Annotated in this window: 14 protein-coding genes and 1 pseudogene; 5 read left to right on the top strand and 10 right to left on the bottom strand. The window is 74.4% G+C overall.

What is annotated here, in order from left to right:
• Nucleotides 1-22 precede the first annotated feature (22 nt).
• The 3 genes from SCK26_RS36770 to lanM form a co-directional block, all read right to left on the bottom strand.
• Nucleotides 23-2,929 (bottom strand): helix-turn-helix transcriptional regulator, encoded by a 2,907-nt coding sequence (locus SCK26_RS36770; RefSeq protein ID WP_318205720.1) that lies wholly within the window; start codon nucleotides 2,927-2,929, stop codon nucleotides 23-25.
• A gap of 102 nt (nucleotides 2,930-3,031) precedes the next feature.
• Nucleotides 3,032-3,235, bottom strand: a complete 204-nt coding sequence (locus SCK26_RS36765; protein ID WP_318205719.1) for a hypothetical protein — start codon at nucleotides 3,233-3,235, stop codon at nucleotides 3,032-3,034.
• 61 nt (nucleotides 3,236-3,296) lie between these two features.
• Complete coding sequence (gene lanM, locus SCK26_RS36760) at nucleotides 3,297-6,260, bottom strand: type 2 lanthipeptide synthetase LanM (protein WP_318205718.1); 2,964 nt, start codon at nucleotides 6,258-6,260, stop codon at nucleotides 3,297-3,299.
• Nucleotides 6,261-7,628: 1,368 nt separating this feature from the next.
• On the opposite strand from lanM, the gene SCK26_RS36755 reads away from it, so the two are divergent.
• A complete protein-coding gene (locus SCK26_RS36755) occupies nucleotides 7,629-9,035 on the top strand; it encodes a helix-turn-helix transcriptional regulator (protein WP_318205717.1) in 1,407 nt (468 codons plus the stop codon).
• A 236-nt stretch (nucleotides 9,036-9,271) separates the two neighbouring features.
• On the top strand, nucleotides 9,272-12,481 hold the full coding sequence (locus tag SCK26_RS36750) for a M28 family peptidase (protein WP_318205716.1): 3,210 nt from the start codon (nucleotides 9,272-9,274) through the stop codon (nucleotides 12,479-12,481).
• 465 nt (nucleotides 12,482-12,946) lie between these two features.
• Here SCK26_RS36750 and SCK26_RS36745 read toward each other — a convergent pair whose 3' ends face one another.
• Nucleotides 12,947-13,153 (bottom strand): hypothetical protein, encoded by a 207-nt coding sequence (locus SCK26_RS36745; protein ID WP_318206191.1) that lies wholly within the window; start codon nucleotides 13,151-13,153, stop codon nucleotides 12,947-12,949.
• Here SCK26_RS36745 and SCK26_RS36740 point away from each other — a divergent pair.
• Nucleotides 13,098-13,262 (top strand): annotated as a pseudogene (locus SCK26_RS36740) (LysR family transcriptional regulator); the annotation flags it as partial. The gene SCK26_RS36745 and the pseudogene SCK26_RS36740 overlap by 56 nt on opposite strands.
• 301 nt (nucleotides 13,263-13,563) lie before the next feature.
• On the opposite strand, the gene SCK26_RS36735 reads toward SCK26_RS36740, so the two are convergent.
• The 3 genes from SCK26_RS36735 to SCK26_RS36725 all read right to left on the bottom strand — a co-directional run bounded on the left by SCK26_RS36735 (nucleotide 13,564) and on the right by SCK26_RS36725 (nucleotide 16,205).
• A complete protein-coding gene (locus tag SCK26_RS36735) occupies nucleotides 13,564-13,977 on the bottom strand; it encodes a transglycosylase SLT domain-containing protein (RefSeq protein ID WP_318199306.1) in 414 nt (137 codons plus the stop codon).
• A gap of 424 nt (nucleotides 13,978-14,401) precedes the next feature.
• Nucleotides 14,402-15,115, bottom strand: a complete 714-nt coding sequence (locus tag SCK26_RS36730) for a DUF4232 domain-containing protein (protein WP_318205715.1) — start codon at nucleotides 15,113-15,115, stop codon at nucleotides 14,402-14,404.
• Nucleotides 15,116-15,443: 328 nt separating this feature from the next.
• Nucleotides 15,444-16,205 (bottom strand): metalloregulator ArsR/SmtB family transcription factor, encoded by a 762-nt coding sequence (locus SCK26_RS36725; protein WP_318205714.1) that lies wholly within the window; start codon nucleotides 16,203-16,205, stop codon nucleotides 15,444-15,446.
• Nucleotides 16,206-16,335: 130 nt separating this feature from the next.
• Between SCK26_RS36725 and SCK26_RS36720 the strand changes: the two genes are divergently transcribed.
• Nucleotides 16,336-17,253: a PhzF family phenazine biosynthesis isomerase gene (locus SCK26_RS36720; RefSeq protein WP_318205713.1), complete on the top strand. Its 918-nt coding sequence runs from the start codon at nucleotides 16,336-16,338 to the stop codon at nucleotides 17,251-17,253.
• Between the two features lie 176 nt (nucleotides 17,254-17,429).
• Here the strand turns inward: SCK26_RS36720 and SCK26_RS36715 are convergent, their stop codons facing one another.
• Nucleotides 17,430-18,026, bottom strand: a complete 597-nt coding sequence (locus tag SCK26_RS36715; protein WP_318205712.1) for an RICIN domain-containing protein — start codon at nucleotides 18,024-18,026, stop codon at nucleotides 17,430-17,432.
• Between the two features lie 365 nt (nucleotides 18,027-18,391).
• On the opposite strand from SCK26_RS36715, the gene SCK26_RS36710 reads away from it, so the two are divergent.
• Nucleotides 18,392-20,032 carry an alkaline phosphatase D family protein gene (locus SCK26_RS36710; RefSeq protein WP_318205711.1) on the top strand — a complete coding sequence of 547 codons (1,641 nt, stop codon included), beginning with the start codon at nucleotides 18,392-18,394 and terminating at the stop codon, nucleotides 20,030-20,032.
• Between the two features lie 704 nt (nucleotides 20,033-20,736).
• Here SCK26_RS36710 and SCK26_RS36705 read toward each other — a convergent pair.
• Both SCK26_RS36705 and SCK26_RS36700 read right to left on the bottom strand, forming a co-directional pair.
• Complete coding sequence (locus tag SCK26_RS36705; RefSeq protein ID WP_318205710.1) at nucleotides 20,737-20,928, bottom strand: hypothetical protein; 192 nt, start codon at nucleotides 20,926-20,928, stop codon at nucleotides 20,737-20,739.
• Nucleotides 20,929-21,172: 244 nt separating this feature from the next.
• A complete protein-coding gene (locus SCK26_RS36700) occupies nucleotides 21,173-22,696 on the bottom strand; it encodes a fatty acid--CoA ligase family protein (RefSeq protein WP_318205709.1) in 1,524 nt (507 codons plus the stop codon).
• Between the last annotated feature and the right edge of the window lie 81 nt (nucleotides 22,697-22,777).

Below are 22,777 nucleotides of genomic sequence, written 5' to 3'. Positions count from 1 at the left end.
CCGGCCCGGCGGGCACGGCCGGTCAGTCCCCGCACAGCGCCCGGGCGAGCCGGCACAGCTCCGCGCGGTTCGCGCTGCCGGTCTTGTGGAGCAGGCTCGCGATGTGCTTCTCCACCGTGCGGGGAGACAGGGACAGCCGCTGGGCGACGTCCTGGTTCCCGAGCCGATCCACGAGCAGCGCGAAGACGTCGAACTCACGCGGCGTCACCCCGACCGACCGCAGTCCCTCGGGGATCAGCTCCCGTCCGGTGCGCCGCTGCGCGACCGGCACGCCCGCCTGCCGGATCAGCGACCGGCAGGCGCCGGCGACGGAGCGCACGCCGGCCTGGTGGAAGTACTCCTCGGCGGTCCGCAGCCAGGCGACGGGCTCGCCCCAGCCGTCGGCGAGGGCCGCCTCGGCGACCAGCCGCAGCCCGAGGTGACGGGCGGTCGGGAACCCCGGGAACTCCTGCCCCGCCCGGTCCACCAGTCCGGCGGCCTCCCGGCCGCGGCCCTCCCGCCCGAGCAGGACGGCGTCGGTGAGGACCAGGAACTGCCGGTTCCAGGCCAGCGCGGCGGCGGGCGCCGCGAGGGCCGCCGCGTACTGCGCGCGGTCGGCGGTGCCGGCGACGACGGCGAGCAGCGGGCCGAGGCCGTACCGCCCGCTGAGGTAGAACATGTTGGGGTGCCGGTCCTCCCAGTCGGCCGCGGCGGCCAGCTCGGCCAGCGCCTGGGTGCGGTCCTCCTCCAGCAGGGCGCAGAACGCCCGGCACAGGCCGAGCAGGACCGGCATCAGGAAAGAGGTGGATTCGTCGGCCTGGTCGAACCGGAGCAGTTCCCGCTCCATCTGCCGCCGCCGGCCCTGGTGGGCGGCGAGGGTGGCGGCCACCAGCAGCAGGTAGCGGTGGCCGCCGAGGTTGCGCATCCGGGCGCTCGGCTCCAGGCAGCGGTCGATGATCTCCTGTGCGGCCGGGAAGTCGGCGCGCTGCACGGCGTCCATCGCCAGCAGGCCCTCCGCGTGCTGGACCAGGGCGAGGGCGCCCAGGTCGCGCGCGGCGTCCCGCGCCTCCCGGATCCGCCGCGCCTCACCGCTGCGCAGGAAGGCGTTGGCGCCGAGCCGCAGCAGCGCCTCCACCCGCCAGACCGGCAGGCTGTGCTCCTCCGCGACGGCGAGCATCCGCTCCAGGCAGGCGTCCGCGCCGTCGAAGCCGCGCTTGCGGGCGAGCAGGGCGAGCAGCTGCCATGCCTGGCAGGCCACCACGGGGAGCTTCTCGCGCTCGGCGACCTCGGCCGCCTCGCGGGCCAGCCGCTCGGTCTCGGCCGTATCCACGCTGTGCGCGGGCAGCAGCGCCAGGTGGGCCTCGATCACGGCCAGCGCGGCGGTGTGCCGCGGGTCCGCCGGGTCGCCGAGCTGCGCACGGGCGGCGGCCACCTGTGCCAGGGTGTCGGCGGCGCGTTCGGAGATCACCGCGGCCCAGGCGAGCCTGGTGTGCAGGGCGACCCGGCGCTCGATGTCCAGCGCGTCGGCCCCCGCGTCCGGCAGCGACTCGGCCAGCGCGAGCGCCCGGTCCAGCTGCCCGGTCTCGGCCGTCGCGTGTACCAGCGACTCGGTGACGGCGGTGCGGTCGGCCGGCGCCGCCAGCCCCCGGGCCCGCTCCAGCAGTTGCGCGGCGGTGGCCGACGCGCCCCCGGCGAGCGCTCGGCGGCCGGCTTCGGCGTAGAGCAGTGCCGCTCCCGCCTCGTCGCCGCCCAGCTGCCGCAGCCGTGCCACCAGCTGGCAGCGGTCGCCGGAGACGGCCGGGTCGGCGGCCAGGACCGCCTCGGCCGCCCGGCGGGCGATGACCGCCCGCTCGGCCGGCGGCAGCCCGGCGAGCAGCGCCTCCGCGGTGAGCGCGTGCCGGAAGGCGTACTGGTCGACCGCGCCGGGATCGGGAAGGACGAAGCCGGAGTCGGCGGCGGCCGCCAGCCGGTCGAGCAGCAGCCGCACGCTGTGCCCGGTGATCAGCTCCAGCGTGCCGATCGAGAAGACGGTGCCCAGGGTGGCGGCGAGCAGCAGCAGGTCGCGCACCTGCGGATCGAGCTGCGCCAGCCGTTGCCGCAGGCCGCTGACCACGCTGACCGGGACCGCGGCCGCCAGGTCGCCGGCGACGCGCCAGCCGTCGCCGTCCCGGCGCAGCACTCCGGAACCGACCATCTCGGCGAGCAGTTCCTCGACGAGGTACGGGTTGCCGTTGCTGAGCGTGCTCAGCCGCTCGGCCACGGCGGCGGGCACCTGCTCGGCCCGCAGGTCCAGGCAGCCGGCCGCGAGCGCGCCGACCTGGTCCGCGCCGAGGGGCTCCAGGGTGGCCAGCGTGGCGACCCGGCGCCGCTCGGCGCCCCGGGCCAGCTCCAGTGCGGCGCCCGGCTCGGGCCGCAGCGTGGCTACCAGCAGGACCGGCAGCCCGGCCAGGTTGTCGACCAGGTAGTCCACCACGGCGATGGTCTCCGAGTCGGCCTCGTGCAGGTCCTCCAGGACGAGCAGGCAGCCGCGGTCGCGGCCGAGTACGGCCAGCAGCCGCAGCACGGCCTCGGCCAGCTCCACCGCGCTCTCGGGATAGCCGGGCACGGCGGTGTGCCGCCACTCCGGGATCACCCGGCCGAGGGCGGGGCGGTAGGGTTCCAGCTCCGGGTCCTGGGGCAGGCCGGTGACCCGGAAGCGGGAATGCAGCGCCTCGATGAGCGGGCGGTACGGCATCCCGGCACTGGTCGGGCTGCCGCGCCCGCGCAGCACCGGCAGGCCGAGCGACTCGGCCTGGCCGGCGCACTCCCCGGCCAGCCGGGACTTGCCGATCCCCGCCTCCCCCACCAACAGGACCGTGTGGCCCGCCCGGTCCTGAAGGCCGGTCAGCACACGCCGGAAGAGCCCGAGTTCCATCTCGCGACCGATGGTGGTCGGGGCAGTAGTGTGCACCTGCGCAGGCTACCCGTGGCGCCCTCGCGCTGAGTAGAGAGTTCCCCGGGAAGAATGATCACGCTTCGCCGCCGCGGCCCGCCGCTGCCGCCCGGCGGGCGTTCAGGGGCGCCCGTCGTGGAAGTCGATGCTGACGGTGGTCCACGGGCTGGTCCCGCGCAGCGCCGAGGACGTGCCGAGCATCTGGGACCGGCGGCCGAGGCCGCCGCCGCTGCGCAGCCGGATCTCGCCCGCCGGGTGGTCGGTGGCGGCGCCGTGCCGTGTGGCGGGCTGCTTCCAGAGCCGTACGAGGTCGGTGGTGTTCATCAAGGGGTTCCTTTCACAGCGGACGTTCTCGGTGGTCTTCGTCGGGTGGTACGGGACCCGGCTACGGGATGTCCGGCGTCGTCGGCGGCCTTGCTCCGGAGCCGGGGCGGGACGGGCCGGGGTCCGGCGTCCGCAGCAGCAGCACCGGCGGGACCAGGTCGGCGAAGCCCAGCCGCAGCAGACCGAGGCCGTGGCCGGACAGGCCGGTGAGCAGGCCGGGTTCCGCGACGCCGCCGCCGGCCGCGGGGTGCGGGCCGTGCGGGAGCCGCCCGGCGGTCCGCGCCCCGAGCACCGCGCCCGCCGCCGTGCGGTGCGCCAGCTCCAGCAGGCCCCATTCGCCGTGGCAGAGACTGCCGTCCGCCACCGGTCCGCTGTCCGCGAGGTCCCCGACGGCCGCGGCGACGGCCGCCGCCAACGCCGGATCCGCCATCGCTCCGGGCCGGTCGGCGATCGCCAGCGCCACTCCCGTCGCGCCGGTGCACCAGGAGAGGTCGGCGCCGGCAGCCGGTAACGCGGCCACGGACGCACGCAGGGCGGTCAGTCCCGCCCGGCGGTACCGCTCGCCGTCCCCGGGGCCCTCGACGCCGAGCAGCGCCCAGCCGACCCCGGCGGCGCCGGTGGCGAAGCCCGGCGCGGCCGGGACGGGTGAGGCGGCGAGCCGGTCGGCGCACACACCCACAGCGTGCCGGAGCCCGGCCGACGGGTACGTCCGGTGCGCGGCCAGCAGCGCGGCCAAGCCGCCCGCCGTGCCGTCGAGCACGCCGGTCGGCCGCTCGGCTGCGGCGGCCCGGACGGTCAGCGCGGCCGCCGGCTCGACCAGGGCGCGCAGCCCGGCGTCGTCCAGCACGGCCGAGATCCGGGTGAGGGCGTACAGGATGCCGCCGAGACCGGTGAAGCCGCCCGAGCCGACCACGCCGAGATCCGCGTCCGGGAGCGCGGCGAGCCGGTCCAGCAGCCGCGGCAGCGGGCGCAGCGCGGCGCGTGCCGTCCCGGCGTAGCGGTCCTCGCCGGTGAGCGCGGCCAGCTGGGCGAGGAAGAGGGCGGCGCCCGGGTACCCGTGTCCCAGGTCGGCGCCGCACGGTGCGAGCCTGCGGTACCGCTCGCCGAGCAGTTCGACGCCCAGCCAGTTCGCCCGTCCCCGGCCCCGGTGGGCCCGCCGGACCAGCAGGTCGCCGAGTTCCCGTGCGGCGGCGAGCAGTCGGCCGGGGGCCGGCGGTCCGTCGGCTGGCGCGCGCGGCGTGGCCGGCCGGGGTCCGGGCAGGGCGGCGGGATGCGCGGGCGCCGCCGTCCGGCAGGCCAGTGCCGTCCGGATGATCCGCTCCTGCCCGGCGAGGTCGGCCTCGTCCATGACCGCGAGGCGCGCCGCCACCCGGGCCAGTCCGGGCCGTTCGAGGGCGCCGGGGATGCGGGCGCCGGTGCCGCTCCACAGGTCGGTGCGGCCGGGCCGGGCGGTGAACACCGGTACGTCGCCGTCCCACAGCTCGGCGACCTCGTGGTCGAGCAGTCCCGGCCAGCCCTGGTCGTCCACCGCCTCCGTGCCGAGCAGCCGCAGCAGTTCCTCCCGGTCGCCCGGCTCGCGCAACACGTCGGGGTGGGTGGCCTCGGCGAGGACGGTCACGTAGACCTGGGTGGCCCGGGTCACCACCCGGACCTCGTCGCCGGCGAAGCGGCGCAGCAGGCCGGCCAGCTCCTGCCGGTGCGCCAGGATCATGCGGTAGCCCGCGCGGAACCCGGACACCAGCGCCTCAGTGTGGGCGGCGGGCTCGGCTTCGGCGCCGGCCAGCCGGGGGCGGTTGGCGCCGCCACGGACCGTGCCGGACCGGCGGACCAGCCGCATGGCGTCGGTGCCCGCGGCCTCCCAACAGACCGTCTCCACCGGCGAGCGGCGGTCCGCGCCTGCGCCGATGCCGGAGAGGTCGAACGCGTCCTCGTCCCCGAGCACCAGCTGGGGCAGCAGGCCGATCCGCTGCACGGAGGCGTCCAGCGCGCGGCCCGCCGGGTCGTCGGCGGTGGGGTCCTCGGGCAGCGGCGGGTGGAAGAGCGTCTCCAGGTCCACCAGCACCGGGTGGTCGGCGCACGCGATCAGGTTCTCGTGGTGCAGGTCGGTGAGGTCGAGCACGTGGGCGAGCGCGAGCAACGCGCCCTGGCGCAGGTAGAACCGGTCGAGTTCGGCCTGCGAGGAGCAGGGGCGGGCCTCGATCAGCTCCGACCAGCCGTGGTGCGGTCGGTCCAGCAGGGCCGGTGTGCGCAGTCCGGGCGTTCCCGCCCGGGCGTTCCACCAGTCGACCAGCTCGCCGAAGTGGCGGTCGGCCGCGAGCGAGCGGGGCTTGTACACCACCCGGCTGCCGTCGGCGAAGCGCAGCACGGCGACCCTGCGCCCGCGCCGATGCGCATCGCCGGCGGCCCGGTCCACCGCGACCAGCGGACCGGGGTCGCGTCCGGCCAGCAGCCGGTCGACCAGTTCGGCCCGGTCCTCGGCGTACCGGGTGAGCAGCTCGGCCATGGCCGCGACGGCGTTGACGCAGCTGTGACCGGCCAACCGGGCCAGCAGCGGGTACTCGGTGAACAGCCGGACCAGGCCGGCCCTGGTCGCGGTGCCGGCGACGAAGTCGCGGAACCTGGCCTGCGGAGTCGCGCCCGCCAGGCGTCCCTCCATCCGGGCCACCCGGAGCTCCAGCACCAGCGCGCGGGCCGCCAGGCCGCCCAGCGCGGCGGCCGTGGTCGCGGTGAACTCCCGTGTGATGCCGTCCAGCTCGGCCGACCGGCCGGCGCCCGGGCCGAGTCCGGCGCGCAGCCGCCGCCCGGCCAGCTCGGCGAACGGCGCGAATACGACGGCGAAGCCGGCCGTGCCCGGCAGCGGCCCGGACGGCGGGACCGGGTCTTCGGGCGCGGCGGCGAGAGCGGCCTCGACGAACTCGGCCGCGACGCGGTCCCGCGACTCCCGGGACTGCGGCGGCGCCGGGGCCGACAGACACCCGGAAGAGGCGGCCGGTCCGGCTGCCGCGAGCGCATCGTTGGCGGTCACGGCCGTGAGCCTGTCAGCCGGTGTGCTGATGGCGCAAGAGCCGGAGTCCTGCCGGAATTACCCTACCGCCGCTGATGCGCCGGTATCTGATGGAGCGTCATGTATGGTCGCAGGTCTGCGCCGTCGGCGACGGGGGTCCGGGCGCGGCGGTCACCGGTGGTCATGGAGGCATGCCGTGCGGCCGGGGAACGGCCGGCCGGAAGTCGTGCGGTGCGTACCGGCGGCCGGTTTACGGCCGCCGGTCTCGGGCCGGTCGCGGGCGGAGGGCAGCCCGGATGCCACCAGCCGACTCCCGCAGCCCGTCTTGGTGGCCGCCTGCGTGCCGACGCCGGCGGTCGCGCTTCGCTGCACGAGGTCCGGTCGGGCGCATGCGGCCGATCCGCCAGGGCGCCGGCTGTCCCGCGGGGCTGCGGTGCGGTCGGGTGCGCGGACGACGACCCCTCGACACGTGGACGGATCATGCGCCTTCGCTCGCGGGACTCTCCCTCGCCATCGCCGTACCGCGGCCGGCCACGCGGCCGTCGTACTCCCGGCGTTGCCCCGTGAGTACGACCGCGACCACGGCTGCACGACGAACCTCGGCAGGGCCGCGGTTCGCCACGTCCGGGCTCTTGACCGGGCCCGGTTCACAGCTATGGTCTAGACCTAATAGGTCAGGTCTGGACCAGCGTCGGCTCCCGCGCCTCCGGGCCGTGGCGGCGGTCTCGGCGCGCACCGAAGAGAGTGGCATGGCATGAGCACGACACGACGAGCGGCTGTCGCCGTCGGCGCACCGGTCGCCCCTCTGCTCATCGTCGGCCTTCCGGCGAGCCCGTCTGGCACCCACGGCCGGCCGACCCTGCCCACGGACCGGCGGGAGCGGTGCGCCGAGGGCGGCGTCGCCCGCGGCCGGAACAGGTGTGCGCCACGGCGCGCCGAGGGGCCCGAGGGCCTGCGCCGCCGCGGCGGCGGGCACACCGAGTACGCCGAGCCCGACGACGACAGCAAGCCCTGGCAGGTCACGTCGGCCCGATCGAGCGCTACGTCCGCCTCCGGGCGCGACGCGGCACGGCACGCCACCGGCAACGGGCGGTACCGCATCGGCGCCAGGAGATCGCCGAGTTCACCGGTCACTACACGCAGCCCGCCGCCGGCATCACCCGGCAGGTGAACTTCGGCGGTCGCACCGGCCGGTGGGGCGCCCGGGAGAGCTCCGGAGCCTGTCCTGCCTGATGCCGGCCACGTCGGCGGGCTCTCCCGGTGCGGGCGCCCGTCACGCCCGGCGCATACGGCGCGCGGACCGGCCCCGTCCGGCCCTGACGCGCGCGGACATGGGGCATCCGGCGTCCCGCCGTCGGCGGTGGGGCCTTCGTCAGGAGGGGCAGATCCGTGGAGACGGCACAACCGGTTGAGTCCTGGGCGGAGTTCGGGCGGCGGCTGCGGGCCCGGCGCAGACAGGCCGGACTGACCCAGTCGCAGCTCGGCGTGAAGGTGGGCTACCACCACAGTCTCATCAGCAGGCTCGAAGCGGGGCTGCGCGAACCGCCGGCCGGGCTCGCGGGCCGGCTCGACTCCGTCCTGGGAACCGGTGGCGAGCTGGCGGCGGTCGTCGCCGCTCCGCGCGGCACGCCCTACCGCCCCGACCGCCCGCCGGCGGACCCCCGGCTGTTCGCCCCGGTGCCGGGCGGCGGGGAGACCGCCCTCGGCCTGGACCTGCTGGACCCCGTGCTGTGGCCGTCGCGGCTGCCCGCCGAGGGACTGGCGTGCCCGCTGCACGGCACGGTGGGCTGTGCGGTGCCCGACCGGGCGGGAACGCCGGGCCTGTTGAAGGGGCTGACCGGGCCGCAGGACGGGTTCGGCGGCACCACGGGCAGCGAACCGGAGCTGCTGCACGCGCTCACCGCGGTCCTGGCCTGCCTGATCCGCGGCGCGCTGCACCGGGCCGTGTCCGACGGCGTGACCACGGTGGAGCGGCTGTTACGGGCACTGGTGCGGTGGGCCGAGGCGGTGAACTCCACCGGCCGGCTGCCGTACGGGCAGCTCCGGCTGGCCGCCCAGTACGCCCAGGTCGCCGGGCGGCTGCGGATGCAACGCGGGCAGAGCGGCATCGGCATGGCCTGGTTCGGCCACGGCCTCGGCTGGGCGGACGCGGCGGACGACGTTCCGGCCCGGGCGACCCTGCTCAGCGACGTGTGCGCCCTGGTCCGGCTCGACCGGGACGCCGGGTCGACTCTCGCGTACGCCGAGGCCATCGGCGCGGTGGACCCCGGGCGTCGGTGGGTGGTCACCCTCTCCCACCTGTACCGGGCACGCGGGCACGCGCTCGGCCACGACGTCGCCGAGTGCCGACGGCACATCGCCCTGGCGCGGCGCGCGTTCGCCCGCCTCGGCCACCGGGACCTCCTGGAGGCGCCGTGGCTGTCCGGCGCGGAGGGCGAGATGAGGGTGGAGTCGGCGATCGGCGGGGCGCTGCGCGATCTCGCCGCCGCGACCGGGGACCGGGTGACGGCGCGGCGCGCCGTCGACGCCACCGCGCGGTCGCGTGCCCGGTTGCCGCCGCCGATGCGGGAGACCGGGCTGCTGCTCACGCTGCGCCTGGCCGACAGCTGGGCGTGCGCGGGTGACCCGGGCGCGGCGGTCGCCCTGGCGGCACCGGTGCTCGACGAGGCGGTGTCCTCACGCGAGTTGATGATCAACGCCGAGTTGCGCGGACTGCACGGCAGGCTGCTCGCCCGCTGGGGTGATGTGCCGGAGGTCAGGGAGTACCGCGAGCGACTGCCGGCCGCCGGGATCTGAGCGCGCCCCGCCGCCCGGCCGTTTGCCGGTTTTTGACAGGACGGGACGGCGAGCCGCGATGCGTTGACCCGGGCGCCGGGCGGTGTGAGGGTTCGGCCAGCCAGGCGGCGCGGCACGCCACCTGGGCGCGGGACGGACGGAGACACCGACGTACCGCGGACACCGGTGAACGCTTTGGCATGAGCATGCCTATCGGGGTGCCGGGTGAGCCTCACGACCTCTCACAAGGAGCAACGATGCTGAGAAAGCTGGTGGTGGCCGGGACATCCCTGGCCCTGACGCTGGGAGGGGTGGTGATGCCGGCCGCCTTCGCCTCGGCCGCGCCACACGCCGCGCCCCCGGCGAGCAAGCCGGAACCGGCCCCCGTCGCCAAAGCCGTCGCGGCCGCCGACCAGGCGGCACGCAGCGGCCTCGACGCGCTGGCCAAGGGCCCCGAGGAGCAGTACGACCGGCGGCAGGTCACCCCTTGGGTCAAGGGCCTGTACTCCGTCGCCTACGAGCGCACCTACCGGGGCCTGCCCGTGGTGGGCGGCGACGTGGTCGTCCTCGCCGACGGCACCGGCAGGGTCCGCTCGGTCCAGTCCGCCACCAAGGCCAGGATCGCGCTCTCCACCAAGGCCCGGGTCACCGCCGCACAGGCCGTCCGCACCAGCCGGGCCAGGCTCACGAAGACCGAGAAGGTCGAGTCCCGGCGGCTGGTGGTGCGGGCCCGGGGCGACCGCGCCGTCCTCGCCTGGGAGACCGTGCTGACCGGGCGCACCGAGGCGAACGTCCCCAGCAGGCTGCACGTCTTCGTCGACGCGCGCACCGGAAAGGCCGTCGACGCCTACGACGACGTGCGGGCGGGCAGCGGCACCAGCAAGTGGAACGGCCCGAACCCGCTGACCATCGACACCTCCCGGTCGGGCTCCTCCTACGCGCTGCGCGACACCACCCGGCCCGGACTGCAGTGTTCGGACTACAGCGGCGGCCTGTTCACCAAGGCGACCGACAACTGGGGCACCGGCAACCCCACGAGCAAGGAAACCGGCTGCGTGGACGCGATGTTCGCCGCGCAGAAGGAATCGGACATGCTCAGGAACTGGCTCGGCCGCAACGGGCACGACGGCAACGGCGGCAGCTGGCCGGTCCGTGTCGGCCTCAACGAGCTGAACGCGTACTGGGACGGCTCCACCATCACCATCGGCCACAACAGCGCGAACGAGTGGATCGCCGGAATCGACGTGGTGGGCCACGAGTTCGGCCACGGCCTGGACTCCTTCACCCCCGGCGGCGCCAACCACGAGAGCGGACTGGGCGAGGCGACCGGCGACATCATGGGCGCCCTGACCGAGGCGTACGCCAACGAGCCGGCGCCGTACGACACTCCCGACTACACCGTCGGCGAGATGATCAACCTCCAAGGGCGCGGCCCGATACGCAACATGTACAACCCCAGCCAGGTCGGCAACAACCCCAACTGCTACTCCGCGTCGATCCCGCAGACCGAGGAGCACGCGGCGGCCGGCCCGCTCAACCACTGGTTCTACCTGCTGGCCGAGGGCTCCAACCCCGGCGGCGGCAAGCCCTCCAGCCCCACCTGCAACAACTCGGCCGTCACCGGCGTCGGCATCCAGAACGCGGGCAAGGTCTTCTACGGCGCCATGCTGCTCAAGACCAGCGGCATGACGTACAAGCGCTACCGCACCGCGACACTCACCACGGCGAAGAACCTCGACGCCGGCTGCTCGCTGTTCAACTCCACCAAGGCCGCCTGGGACGCGATCAGCGTGCCCGCGCAGACCGGCGACCCGACCTGCACCGGGGAGCAGACCGACTTCTCGCTGGCGCTCGCCCCCGCCTCGGGCGACGTCGACGCGGGCTCCTCCGCGCGCGCCACCGTCAACACCAGCACCGTCTCCGGCAGCGCCCAGCAGGTCTCGCTGACCGCCTCCGGCGCACCGGCCGGGGTGAACGTCTCCTTCAGCCCGGCGACGGTCACCTCCGGCAGCAGCTCCACCATGACGGTCTCCACCTCGTCGGCGACCGCCGCCGGAACCTACCAGATCACGGTCACGGGCACCGCCGGCACCAGGACCCACACCGCCCAGTACACGCTCAGGGTCGGCGGCGGTGGCGGCGGCAACCCGTCCACTCCGCCGGACGTCGACGTGGCCAGGGTGCAGGCACACCTGACCCAGCTGAACACCATCGCCTCGCAGAACGGCGGCAACCGCCGCTCCACCACCTCCGGTTACCGGGCCTCGCTCGCCTACGTCAAGGACCGGCTCCAGACGGCGGGCTACACGGTCACCGAGCAGAGCTGCGCCTCCGGCTGCACCGCGGGAGCGGGCAACAACCTGATCGCCGAGTGGCCGCGGGGCGACGCGAACAACGTCTACATGTTCGGCGCGCACCTCGACAGCGTGTCCGCCGGCCCCGGCATCAACGACAACGGCTCCGGCTCCGCCGCACTCCTGGAGACCGCGCTGACCCTGGCGCAGTCCGGCCCCGCCATGAAGAACCGGGTCCGCTTCGCCTGGTGGACCGACGAGGAACAGGGCCTGAACGGCTCCGGCTTCTACGCCCGTTCGCTCTCCACGACCGAACGCGCCCGGATCAAGGCGTACTACAACTTCGACATGGTCGCCTCGACCAACGCCGGTTACTTCGTCAACAACCTGAACTCGGCCGCCTCCGCGCCGATGAAGGCCTACTGGGACTCCCTGGGCCTGGCCCCGCAGGAGAACGTCGAGGGCCAGGGCCGCTCCGACGACTACTCCTTCCAGCAGGTGGGCATCCCGACCTCCGGCTACGCCACCGGCGCCTCGGACGTGAAGTCCGCCGCCGAGGCCGCCAAGTGGGGCGGTACCGCGGGCCGCGCCTACGACTCGTGCTACCACTCCGCCTGCGACACCACCGGCAACATCAACGCCACCGCGCTGAACCGCAGCGCGGACGGGATCGCGTACACGATCTGGAAGACCGCCGTCGGTGACGCGCCCGCACCGGCCGACGACTTCTCGATCTCCGCCGACCCCGCCGCCGGCACGGTCCAGCCCGGCTCGTCCGCCACGGTGACCGTATCCACCGCGACGACCAGCGGAAACGCCCAGAGCGTCCGGCTGTCGGCGTCCGGTGCCCCGGCGGGTGTGAGCGTGTCGTTCAGCCCCTCCTCGGTGACCTCCGGCCAGTCCTCGACCGCCACCGTGCAGGTCGCCGCGGGCACGGCCGGCGGTACGTACACCCTCACCATCACGGGAACGGGCGAGGTCGGCCACACCACCACCTACACCCTCACCGTGCCCGGCGGTGGCGGCGGTGACACCACCTGGCAGGTGGGCGCCACCTACGCGGCCGGCGACGTCGTGACCTACAACGGCGTCGGCTACCGGTGCATCCAGGGCCACACCGCCTACCCGGGCTGGGAGCCGCCGAACGTCCCGGCCCTGTGGGAACGCGTCTGACGGTCGCCACCCGGCAGGACACACACGCACGACCGCACACACCGGCCCCGGCCGGTCCCCGTGGGACGGGGGCCGGCCGGGGCTCCGTCATGCGCGGCCGGAGGGACATCCGCGCACCGGACGAGGGGCCGCCGCCGTGCCCGGGCGGGAGACGCACCGGGTGCGCCTCGGCACGGTGGAAGCGCCGCCGCCGGAAGACCGGGCCCGGCCGGCGTGCGGATGCGCGGACCGAGCCGGCCGCCGGAGATCCGGTGCCGGGCGCTCGTCGCGGCGGTGCCGTCCGGGTCGTGGCACGATCGCGGCGTCGCGCGCTGGACGGGGTCCCGACGAGCCGGTGGGCCCGCGGCTCGCGTGCCGGGCGCCGGACGGTACGGGGCCCCGCGCGTCAAATGCCGGGCCTCGGTCCGCCCGGACCGGTGGGACCCGGCCCGGGCGCACGGGCCTGCGAAGACGCCGGTGCCGCGCTCAGCGGGCGGCGAACGGGACGATGCCCGCCTCGACGGTGCGCGGGCCCGCCGGATACCGCCACAGACCGCGCTTCTCCAGCACCGGCAGGACAGCCTTCGCGACCTCGCGGACGACCCGGTAGGCCGTGCGCCAGTCCTGCCCCGCGCCGCACCGGCCGATCGCCGCGGAGGCGACCCGGGTGCTGCTGATGCTGCAACGCCGCAAAGCGGAGTCGCAGCCACAGGCGGCCCGGGACCTGCACGGCGTGTTCGTTCGGACGGCCCGGGACCTGGGCGGCACGCTCACCGGCGCCTGTCCTCGATCGGCCACGTGAGGGCCTTCGACGCGCTGATCACAGCGCGAGTGCGGGGGCCCCGCGCCGACTGGCCCGCGGCACCGCGCCGGCCGGCCGCTTCCCGCACGCCGGCGGCCTGCCATCCACCCCGCACGGAGTGCACCGCGGCGGTCACCGCGGAGGCGCGGAGGGCGGCTGCCCGACCGGCGGACGCGCCATGGACGCGCGTGCGCCCCCGCCGGGTGGGCGGGGGCGCGGAAGCGTGCGGTGCGGCCGGTGGGCCGCTGTGAGGGGCGGCGGCGATGGTGGTGCGCCTGGCCCCTCGAGGGGTGCTGTCGGCTTAGTACCAGCCGTTGGCCTGCCAGAAGTTCCAGGCCTTGACGGGGCTGCCGTAGCGGGAGTTCATGTAGTCCAGGCCCCACTTGATCTGGGTGGCGGGGTTGGTCTTCCAGTCGGTGCCGGCGGAGGCCATCTTGGAGGCCGGCAGGGCCTGGACGAGGCCGTAGGCGCCGGAGGAGCTGTTGGTGGCGCTGGGGTTCCAGCCGCTTTCGTGCGAGACGATCTTGCTGAAGGCGTTGAACTGGGCGGCGTCCGGGATCATCTTGTGCGCGATCGCCTGGGCGGAGGAGGCCTGGGCCGGGGCGGCGTGTGCCGGGGCGGCGGTGAGTGCCATGCCGGCGGTGGCGGCGGCCACGGCGGCGGTGGTGAGGGCCTTCTTCGGGGAGGCGATGCGGCGGATGAAGGAGACGGACACGGATTACCTCTTGCGTCGGGGACGGGGGTGTCGCTCGTATGGGGTGGGCCGGGGTGGGTGGCTCGCATACGTCGGCGCCGCGGCCCGCTGCGGGGCTCGTGGCGCCTGGCGACGTCGTCCAGATAAGCAGGCCCGGCAGATGCCCGCAATGACCCTCTTTACTAGTGGTGGCCGGATCGGTGAGGAATGCCGGGGATGTGGTGTGCGTCTCAATGTGCAGGTCGGAGGGGGTGCGGGGCGGGGTGAATCGGGCAAAAGGTACTACGGTGCGGGGTCGTAGGTGACGTGCGTCATGTGGGGTCCTTCACCGGCCCGCTCGCGCCGTGCGCCCGGATTCTCGCGCTGGGTCACCGTTCCGGACCCTCGAATGTGACCGCGGTCTCGAAGGCGGCGCCCCGCCACACACCCTCTGACACAAGATCCGTCAGAAGTCGTACGGCTTCTCGGTGCTCCAGTTCAGCACGTCGGCCTCGTTCCAGCTGAACTGCGGCTTCTGGCCCTTGACGGCGACGGAGTAGAACGGGCCGTTGTGTCCGTCCGCGCCGTGCAGCGCCAGGGCGAGCGACTGCGCCGTGTGGTTCTTCGAGCCGTAGTCGAAGAGGTTCACCGCGCTGTACGCCTTGCCTCCGGGACGGAGCGTGATGTGCCGGTCGCCGCCCGGGTTGTCCCTCTTCGAGTGCGGCAGTACCTGGTTGTCGACGTTCCAGTCGAGCACCACGGCCGGGTACGAGGTGACCCAGCACGGCTTGGTGCCCTCGTTCACCGCGGTGAGCAGCAGGTGGTCGCCCTGCTCACCGGCGAACCGGTGTACCGCGGTGACCGCCAGCTCGTCCCCACGGCACGGCTGGGCACCGACCGTCGCGGCCTTGCTCGCGATCTCCTCCGCCCCGCCCATGGCGGACGCCGAGCGCATCCCCTGCGCGACGTCACCACCGCTCTCGGCCTGCTTCGCGCTGTCCTGGCCGGCCGCCGCGTCGGACGCGGCCCCGCTCCGGGCGCCACCAGCGGCGTGGTCGCCGCCCGCCGCCTTCGAGCCGTCGCCGGCGCCGGCACAGGCGGTCAGGCCCAGCGCCAGCGCGGCGGTGGCGGCGGCCAGGGCGGCGGAACGGGCGGTACGACGGGCACGGTGCGTGGTCATGATGAGAACTCCCTCAAGGTCTGTCAGGACGCGGCACTCCCCCGCTCCCGCGGGGCGGCCGGACGTTTCGGCTGTTTCGCTGCACCCCGTGAGACGACGCCGGGCCGAGCGTCGTTCGCTGCCATCTGTCCGCATTCGGTAACAAGGCAATCGGGGCACGGACACGGCGCCTCTTCGTGGCGCGAGGGTGAGCGGGCCGGCGACCGGGCGGCGGAAACGCTCGCTGCCATGCGTGTGCCGATATACGTCCGGACCCGAAGATGATCAGTCCGCGCGAGTGTCGGCGGCCCGCTCGGCCGGCACCAGGTCGCACCCTTCGCTCATCCCGCTACCGCGCGACAATCAGCCCGAGCGCGCGCTCCAGACCCGCTATCCCCTTGTCGGTCACCTGGACCACGCGCGGCGCCGCTCCCCAGCGCACCCACTCCAGCTCGAACAGCCGGGACGTCAACGCCGCGCCCAGACCGCCGGCGATGTGGTGCCGGTGCTCGCTCCAGTCGACGCAGTAGCGCACCACGGGGCGGCGGGGCGGCAACCGGCCTGCGTCGACGCCGAGTTCACGCAATTCCGCCCGGCCGCTGTCGGTGAGTTCGTAGCGGATGTCGCGTCCGTGGGAGGCAGGGCGGTCGCGCACGGCCTCCTCGGGGCGGTGCACGCCGTCGTAGCCGGTCAGCACGCCGCGGTCGAGCAGCGCGCCCATCAAGCCGGTGCCGAGCTGTCCGGCCAGGTGGTCGTAGCAGGTGCGGGCGCGGTGCAGGGCGCCCGCGCGGTTGCTCTGCTTCAGTGAGGTGACGGGCAGTGGCGGGGCGATCAGTGCCAGGGCTTCGAGGGCGGCGGAGACGTCCGGGCCGGCCAGTCGGTAGTAGCGGTGCCGTCCCTGCCGGCTGACCGTGACGAGCTCGCCCTCGACCAGCTTGGCCAGGTGCACGCTCGCGGTGGCGGCGCTGACTCCGGCCTCGCCGGCGAGCGCGCCGGCGGGCAGGGCGCGGCCGTCGCCCAGGCACTTGAGCATCCGGGCCCGCGAAGGGTCGGCGATCAACGCCGCGGCGCGGGCGACGTCGGTCTGCTGCTTGAGGGGCTCGTCCATCATCAACGCAGCGTACGACGTCGACACTTTTACGTACGGCGAAGTATTCGGCTTCGATCATCTCTCCGTGAGAGGAACGCGGCCCGTCACCCGGCGGGCCCGTAAGGAGCCCCACAGGAGAGAATGATCGACCATGACGAACCCGACGAGGACCACCGCGACCGAACCGGCCCGGCATCTGCCCGCCGAGGTGCTGCACTACGCCGCCTTCACCACGAGCCCGGCCGGCGGCAACGGCGCCGGGGTCGTCCTGGACGCCTCGCTTCTCGACGATGCCGAGATGGTGACGATCGCCGCCGAACTCGGTTACTCGGAGTCCGCCTTCGTCACTCCCGGGCCCGACCCGGACGACGACCGGTCGTTCACACTGCGGTTCTTCAGTCCCAAGGCGGAAGTGGGCTTCTGCGGCCACGCCACCGTGGCCACCGCGGTGGCGCTCGGCGAGCGCCTCGGCGAAGGCGACTTCGGCTTCCACACCGCCGCGGGCCACGTGCCCGTCACCGTCCGCGAAGAGAACGGCGTGCTCAAAGCCACCCTCACCAGCGTCGAGCCCCACGTGCTCGACGCCGCTCCGGCGGATGTGGCGGAGGCCCTGGCGGCGCTCGGCTGGCAGCCCGGCGAGCTGGATGACGCCCTGCCCGCGAAGATCGCCTTCGCGGGCGTGCGCCATCTGGTCCTCGCGGCCGCGACCCGTGAGCGACTGGCCGCCCTGGACTACGACTTCGAACGGCTGTTGCGGCTGATGCGGCGGCTGGACCTGACGACCGTGCAGTTGGTGTGGCGTGAGACGGCGACCGTCTTCCACGTCCGCGATCCGTTCCCGGTCGGCGGCGTGGTGGAGGACGCCGCGACGGGCGCCGCGGCCGCGGCGTTCGGCGCCTACGCCCGCCACTTGAGCCTCGTCCCGGCCGACGCGAGGCTCACTCTCCACCAGGGCCACGACATGGGCCGCCCGTCACTGTTGGAGGTCGTCCTGCGGGCCGGCGATCCGCGGGTACGCGTCACCGGGGCCGCGATCGGTATCCGGCCGACGCCGGCGCCGCGGCCGTAGCGGGTCATCACGGGCCTGGTCGCGGACCGGCGAGGATGCGCGGCCGGCGGACCGGAGGAGCCGACCCGCGTCCCCGCGTCCCGCACGGCCGGCGACCGCGCACGGGCAGGCGGCCCGCTCGATGAGCGAACCGCCTGCCGAGAGTGCGAGGCCGGGGCCTGATCCGGCGGGCGCGCTCAGTTGAAGCGCCAGTAGAAGTGGTGCTTGCCGCTCTGTCCCTTCCACTGGCTGACCTTGGCGCCGTTGGCCTGGCTGGCCCCGTCGACCTGCGGGTACTTGCCGGTCTTGGCGTTCCACAGGACGAAGTTCGTACCCGGCACGTCGTTGACCTTCAGCGGGGCGAAGAGTTCCGCGATGTCGCCGACCCGGCAGGGCCACTGGATGATCTGCGTGCCGTTCTTGCTGCTGCCGCCCTTGACGGACAGGCACTTGCCGCTGCGCTCGTTGACCGCGTAGTACAGCTTCAGGCCGACACGCGTCTCGGAGTACCGCAGCATCCACTTCTGGTGCTTCCTGCCGTTGCACGTCCACTGCTGTGCCTGGACGCCGTTCTTGGTCGATCCTCCCGGTATCTCCAGGCACTTGCCGGAGTGGTAGTTGACCAGCGAGTCGTAGAACGGCGTCGCCTTGGCCGCCCGCGCGGACTCGGGCGCAGCCTGTGCGGTCGTGGCGCCGGTCATCGCCGTGCCCAGCGCGAGTGCGATGCCCGCGAGTGCCGCCGCCTTGCGCCTGGTGACATCTCGAACCGCTCCGGACCGGGTCGCAGACTTCATCTTTCCTCCGTGGTGTGTGTCGCGGGGAAAGGACGGGCGGCAGCCGGAAGTCCCTGACCGACGGCGTTGCCGCCACCCCCGTGTGTGCCCGTCGAACGTTACGGACGGCCCCCGGCCCGGCGAATCCCGCACAGGGTTGAGTTCTCCGAGGGCGGCCTGCAACCAGTGGGATAACGCACTGGTTGACGTCCAAGGCGCGCTGCGACGCCGACCGTCCGCCCGCGGCCGCACCGCTCGCCGGCCGACAGCCGGAACGCGTGCTTCCGTCATACGAGCGTCATGAGCCTGCCAAGCTCGCGCCCTGTCGCGGTAGTCACGGCCCTGTCAACTGCCCCCTGCATTCACCGCCACAGGGGAGAGACCGGATGACACCCGCAGTACGCCCGTCCCAGCACGCACCCGAACTGCGCGCCGCCGCCAGGCACCTCGGCCGGCGCCGCTTCCTCACCGTCACCGGCGCCGCCGCCGCGCTCGCCTTCGCCGTGAACCTGCCCGCCGCCGGTACGGCCGCCGCCGCCGAGTTCGACCCGCGGAGAATCACCGACGACCCGTTCACGCTGGGCGTGGCCTCCGGCGACCCGCTTCCGGACTCCGTCCTGCTGTGGACCCGGCTGGCCCCGCAGCCCTACCAGCCCGACGGCGGACTGCCCGCGCGGCGCGTCACCGTGCACTGGGAGCTGGCCCACGACGCGGACTTCCGCCGGATCGTCCGGCGCGGCACCGCCCCCGCCCATCCCGAGTTCAGCCACACCGTCCACGTCGAGGTGCCGCACCTGCCGGCCGACCGCGTGTTCTTCTACCGCTTCCGGGCCGGCGCATGGCTGAGCCCCACCGGCCGCACCCGCACCGCCCCGCCGCCCGGCGCCCGGCCCGCCGCGCTCACCCTGGGCGCCGTCTCCTGCCAGGCCTACGCCGACGGTTACTACACCGCCTACCGCCACCTCGCCGAGGACGACGTGGACGTCGTCTTCCACCTGGGCGACTACCTGTACGAGTACGCCGTCAACGCCACCGGGAACGACCGCGGCTACACCGACCGCACCCTCCCGGCCCACTACAACCGCGAGACGGTGACGCTGGAGGACTACCGGCTGCGCTACGCCCTGTTCAAGTCCGACCCGGACCTGATGGCCGCGCACGCCGCGCACCCCTTCGTCGTCACCTGGGACGACCACGAGACGGAGAACAACTACGCCGACGACACCCCGGAGGACGGTGGCTCCTCCGAGGAGTTCCTGCTGCGCCGCGCCTCCGCCTACCGCGCCTACTGGGAGAACCAGCCGCTGCGCCGGCCCCAGCTGCCCACCGGCTCCGACATGCGGCTCTACCGCCGCCTCCACTGGGGGCGGCTCGCCCAGTTCGACGTCCTGGACACCCGCCAGTACCGCTCGGACCAGGCCTACGGCGACGGCTGGCAGTACCCCGGCCCGGAGTCCGAGGACCCGGCGCGCACGCTCACCGGCGCCACGCAGGAACGGTGGCTGATCGACGGCTGGCGTGCCTCGCGGGCGGTGTGGAACGTCGTACCGCAGCAGGTCACCTTCTCCCGGCGGTACAACACCACCGCTACGCCGTCCAAGGTCTCCATGGACTCCTGGGACGGCTACCCGGCCTCCCGCGAGCGGGTCCTGGCGGGGGCCGAGGCCGCCGGCGTGGAGAACCTCGTGGTCCTCACCGGCGACGTGCACGTGCACTACGCGTTCGACATCAAGCGCGACTTCGGCGACCCCGGTTCCCGGACCGTGGGCACGGAACTGGTCACCACGTCGATCACCAGCGGGCGCGACGGCGCGGACCGGCCGGGCAACTGGGCCACCTACCTCGCGGCCAACCCGCACATGAGGTTCTACAACGGACGGCGCGGCTACGTGACCGTCACGCTCGGACAGGAAGCGGCCCGCGCCGACTTCAAGACCGTCCCGTACGTCACCAGGCCGGGCGCACCCGTCACGACCGCGGCGTCCTTCGTCACGGAAGCCGGCGCCCCAGGACTCAAGCCGGCCTGAGCACCTGAGGCGGCCAGTCCAGGCGTACGGCCCCGGTCCATCGTCGAGCTCCTGTCCGCCCCGCACCGCCATGCGCGCACTCTCGCCGCACCGGGCCCCGTCTCAAGTAGATCCAGTACAAGGGTGGGGCCCGGCACTGTCTCTCCGCCCACGTCGGCCTCGGAGGCGTTGGGGCAGACGTTCCAATCCCGGTTGGTGGCGGCCCAGGGGACGGACCCGCACCCCCGCCGCCAGGTGCGTTCCCCGAGGGTGAGATCCTCGGCCACGGTGCGGCTGGTGCTCTGCACCGGTGACATCCAGCGCGGGTACTCGTCGGCGGCGCGGGATCAGCCGCAAGACGTTCCGCGACGACAGCGGCCCCGGCTCCCCTTTCCTCCGTCCCGGCGACCGGCTGCCGCGCCCGGTCATCGTCGAGTAACCGGGCCCGCGACCACCGACGACGGACCTCTCCCGCCGTTGCCGACCACCGCCCACCACGGCGGCCGGCAGCGGCGTCGTCGTCACCTTCGCCATCGTCCCCTTCGCCGTCGTCACCTTCGCGGGTCACGGCGGCGCGGGACCGGACGGCCTGGTGCGGCCGACGGCTCTTCGCGCACCACGGCGCGCCACCGGCCCCGACCGTCGTGGGCCTGCCGAGCGCTTCGACGCCCGCGTGGCCCCACTCGCCGGCCGGCCGTCCGAGGCTCGGCAGTCCCGTCCGAGGCTCAGGAGTCGGCTCGTCCGCCGCACAGCCCGGAGGCCGTCGTACCGGCGCGGGCCACGGCGAGCGGGCACGACACTCCGCCGGTCACCGCCGCCGACGCACCCGAGGCCCGGCCGGCCACCGGACCCGCGCGCAGGTTGCCCGGCTGCGGACCCGCCTGGCCCACGACCGGTTCGGCGTCCGCGTCGGACACGACCCGGCCATCGGCGCCGGCAGTGTCGTCGGCCGCCGCTTCCCCCGGTGACCGAGGAGGGTCCGGGCCGTGGGACGCCGCAGCGAGCGGCGCCTGGACAAGGCGCTCGACCGGGCGCCGACAGCCCGCCTCGACCGCTCTCGGCCGGAGTCGGCAGATCCTGGCGCGCCTGCCCGGCCGGGTGCACCCGGCACCGCCTCGAGTGACGGCCGCCGGAGCGGACGTCCAGGCGATCCGTGTCCGGTCAGGGGGCCTCCAGCAAGGCACGCAACGCCGCCTTGTCCGGCTTGCCGCTCGGTGCCACGGGCACCTCGGTGATGCTGACGACACCGACCGGGACGCCGGCCTCCCCGAGTTCCCGGGCCACCAGCCCGCGCAGCGCGTCCGCGTCCGGCACGGCTCCGGTTCGCGGGACCACGAAGGCGTGGATCGCCTCGCCGGTGCGTTCGTCCGGGACTCCGACGACGTACGCCTGGTCGACGTCGGGATGGGAGGCCAGGACCTGCTCGATGGGGCCCACGTAGTGGATGACGGCGTTGACGATGACGATGTCGCGCGTGCGCCCGGACAGCCGCAGATATCCTCGCGCGTCGAGCCGGCCGAGGTCCCGGGTGCGGACCCAGCCGTCCCGCAGGACCTCCGCGCTCTCCCGCGGGTCCTGCCAGTAGCCGCAGAACGCGTCCGCCAGCCGGACCCACACCTCACCCGTCCGGCCCGTGGGCAGGTCCCGTCCACCGGGATCCCGCACGGTCGTCTCGACGGTGTCGAGCGGGCGCCCGACGCTGTCGGCGAGGCCGGGATCGGCTGCCAGTTCCTCGGGTTCGAGGACGGTCAGCATGCCCGTCTCCGTCTGGCCGTAGGCGTGGTGGACCACCGGTCCGAGCAGCCGGGCCGCCTCGGTCAGCCGGTGCGGGGCGAGCGGGGAGCCCGCCACGACGAGGGCGCGCAGGCTGCTCGTGTCCACGGCCCTGTCGCGGACGGCGTCGAGGATGCCGTACAGGCGCGGCACCGTCGTCATGCAGGCGGTGATGCGATGGCCGGCGAAGACTTCGGGAAACCGCAGGGGCTGGTCCGGGATGACGGCGGTGCCTCCGCCCAGCAGGGACAGACACAGGTGCTCGAACATGACGGCGCTGCTGAGCGTGCCGAAGAGCAGGAAGCGCGCGTACCGTGCCGCGAGGCGCCGGGTGCGGTCGGTCCAGCGGACGGGTTGCAGCGCCCAGCCCTGCGACAGGGCGCCGTAGGTCACCATCGTGCCCTTGGGCCGGCCGGTGCTGCCGCTGGTGAGGTGGATGACGCCGATGCCGTCGCGGTCGCCCCGGGCGGTGAGGTCGTCGGGGCCGGGCGTGACGGGGGCCGGGGGCCGTAACACGCCGCCGGTTTCCAGCAGCGGGATGCCGCCGGCCTCGGCGGCCGGTTCGGGTCGGCTCGCGGCGTCGTCCGTCACCACGGCGTCGATGTCGCGGGCGAGGATGTCGCGCAGGTGCTCGCGGGTCAGCCCGGGGCGCAGCGCCACCACCTGGCAGCCGACGACATGGGCGGCGACCCGGACGGCGAACGCCTCCGGCGTGACACCCGTGTCGAGGACCACGCGGGATCCGGCGGTCAGACCCGCGCCGCGCAGACCTCTCACGAACCCGGCGATCAGTACGAGCACCTGGCCCCTGGTGACCGCGTGTCCCCGGTACTCGAAAGCGGCCAGGTCGGGAGCGTCGCGGAACGCGTCGACGAGCGCTTGCGGAAAGACTTCGCCGGGCTTTTCGTCCACTTCGTCTCCACTCTGGGCCGGTAACCGATGTAAAGGCTGTGTGAATGACTGGAAAACGACCGCGGCGGGTGCACTCGGCGC

The sequence above is a fragment of the Streptomyces sp. SCL15-4 genome, from assembly GCF_033366695.1.
GTDB lineage: Bacteria > Actinomycetota > Actinomycetes > Streptomycetales > Streptomycetaceae > Streptomyces.
The sequence above is the reverse complement of the archived record's forward strand: the minus strand, read 5'-3'. Positions and strand labels throughout refer to the sequence as shown.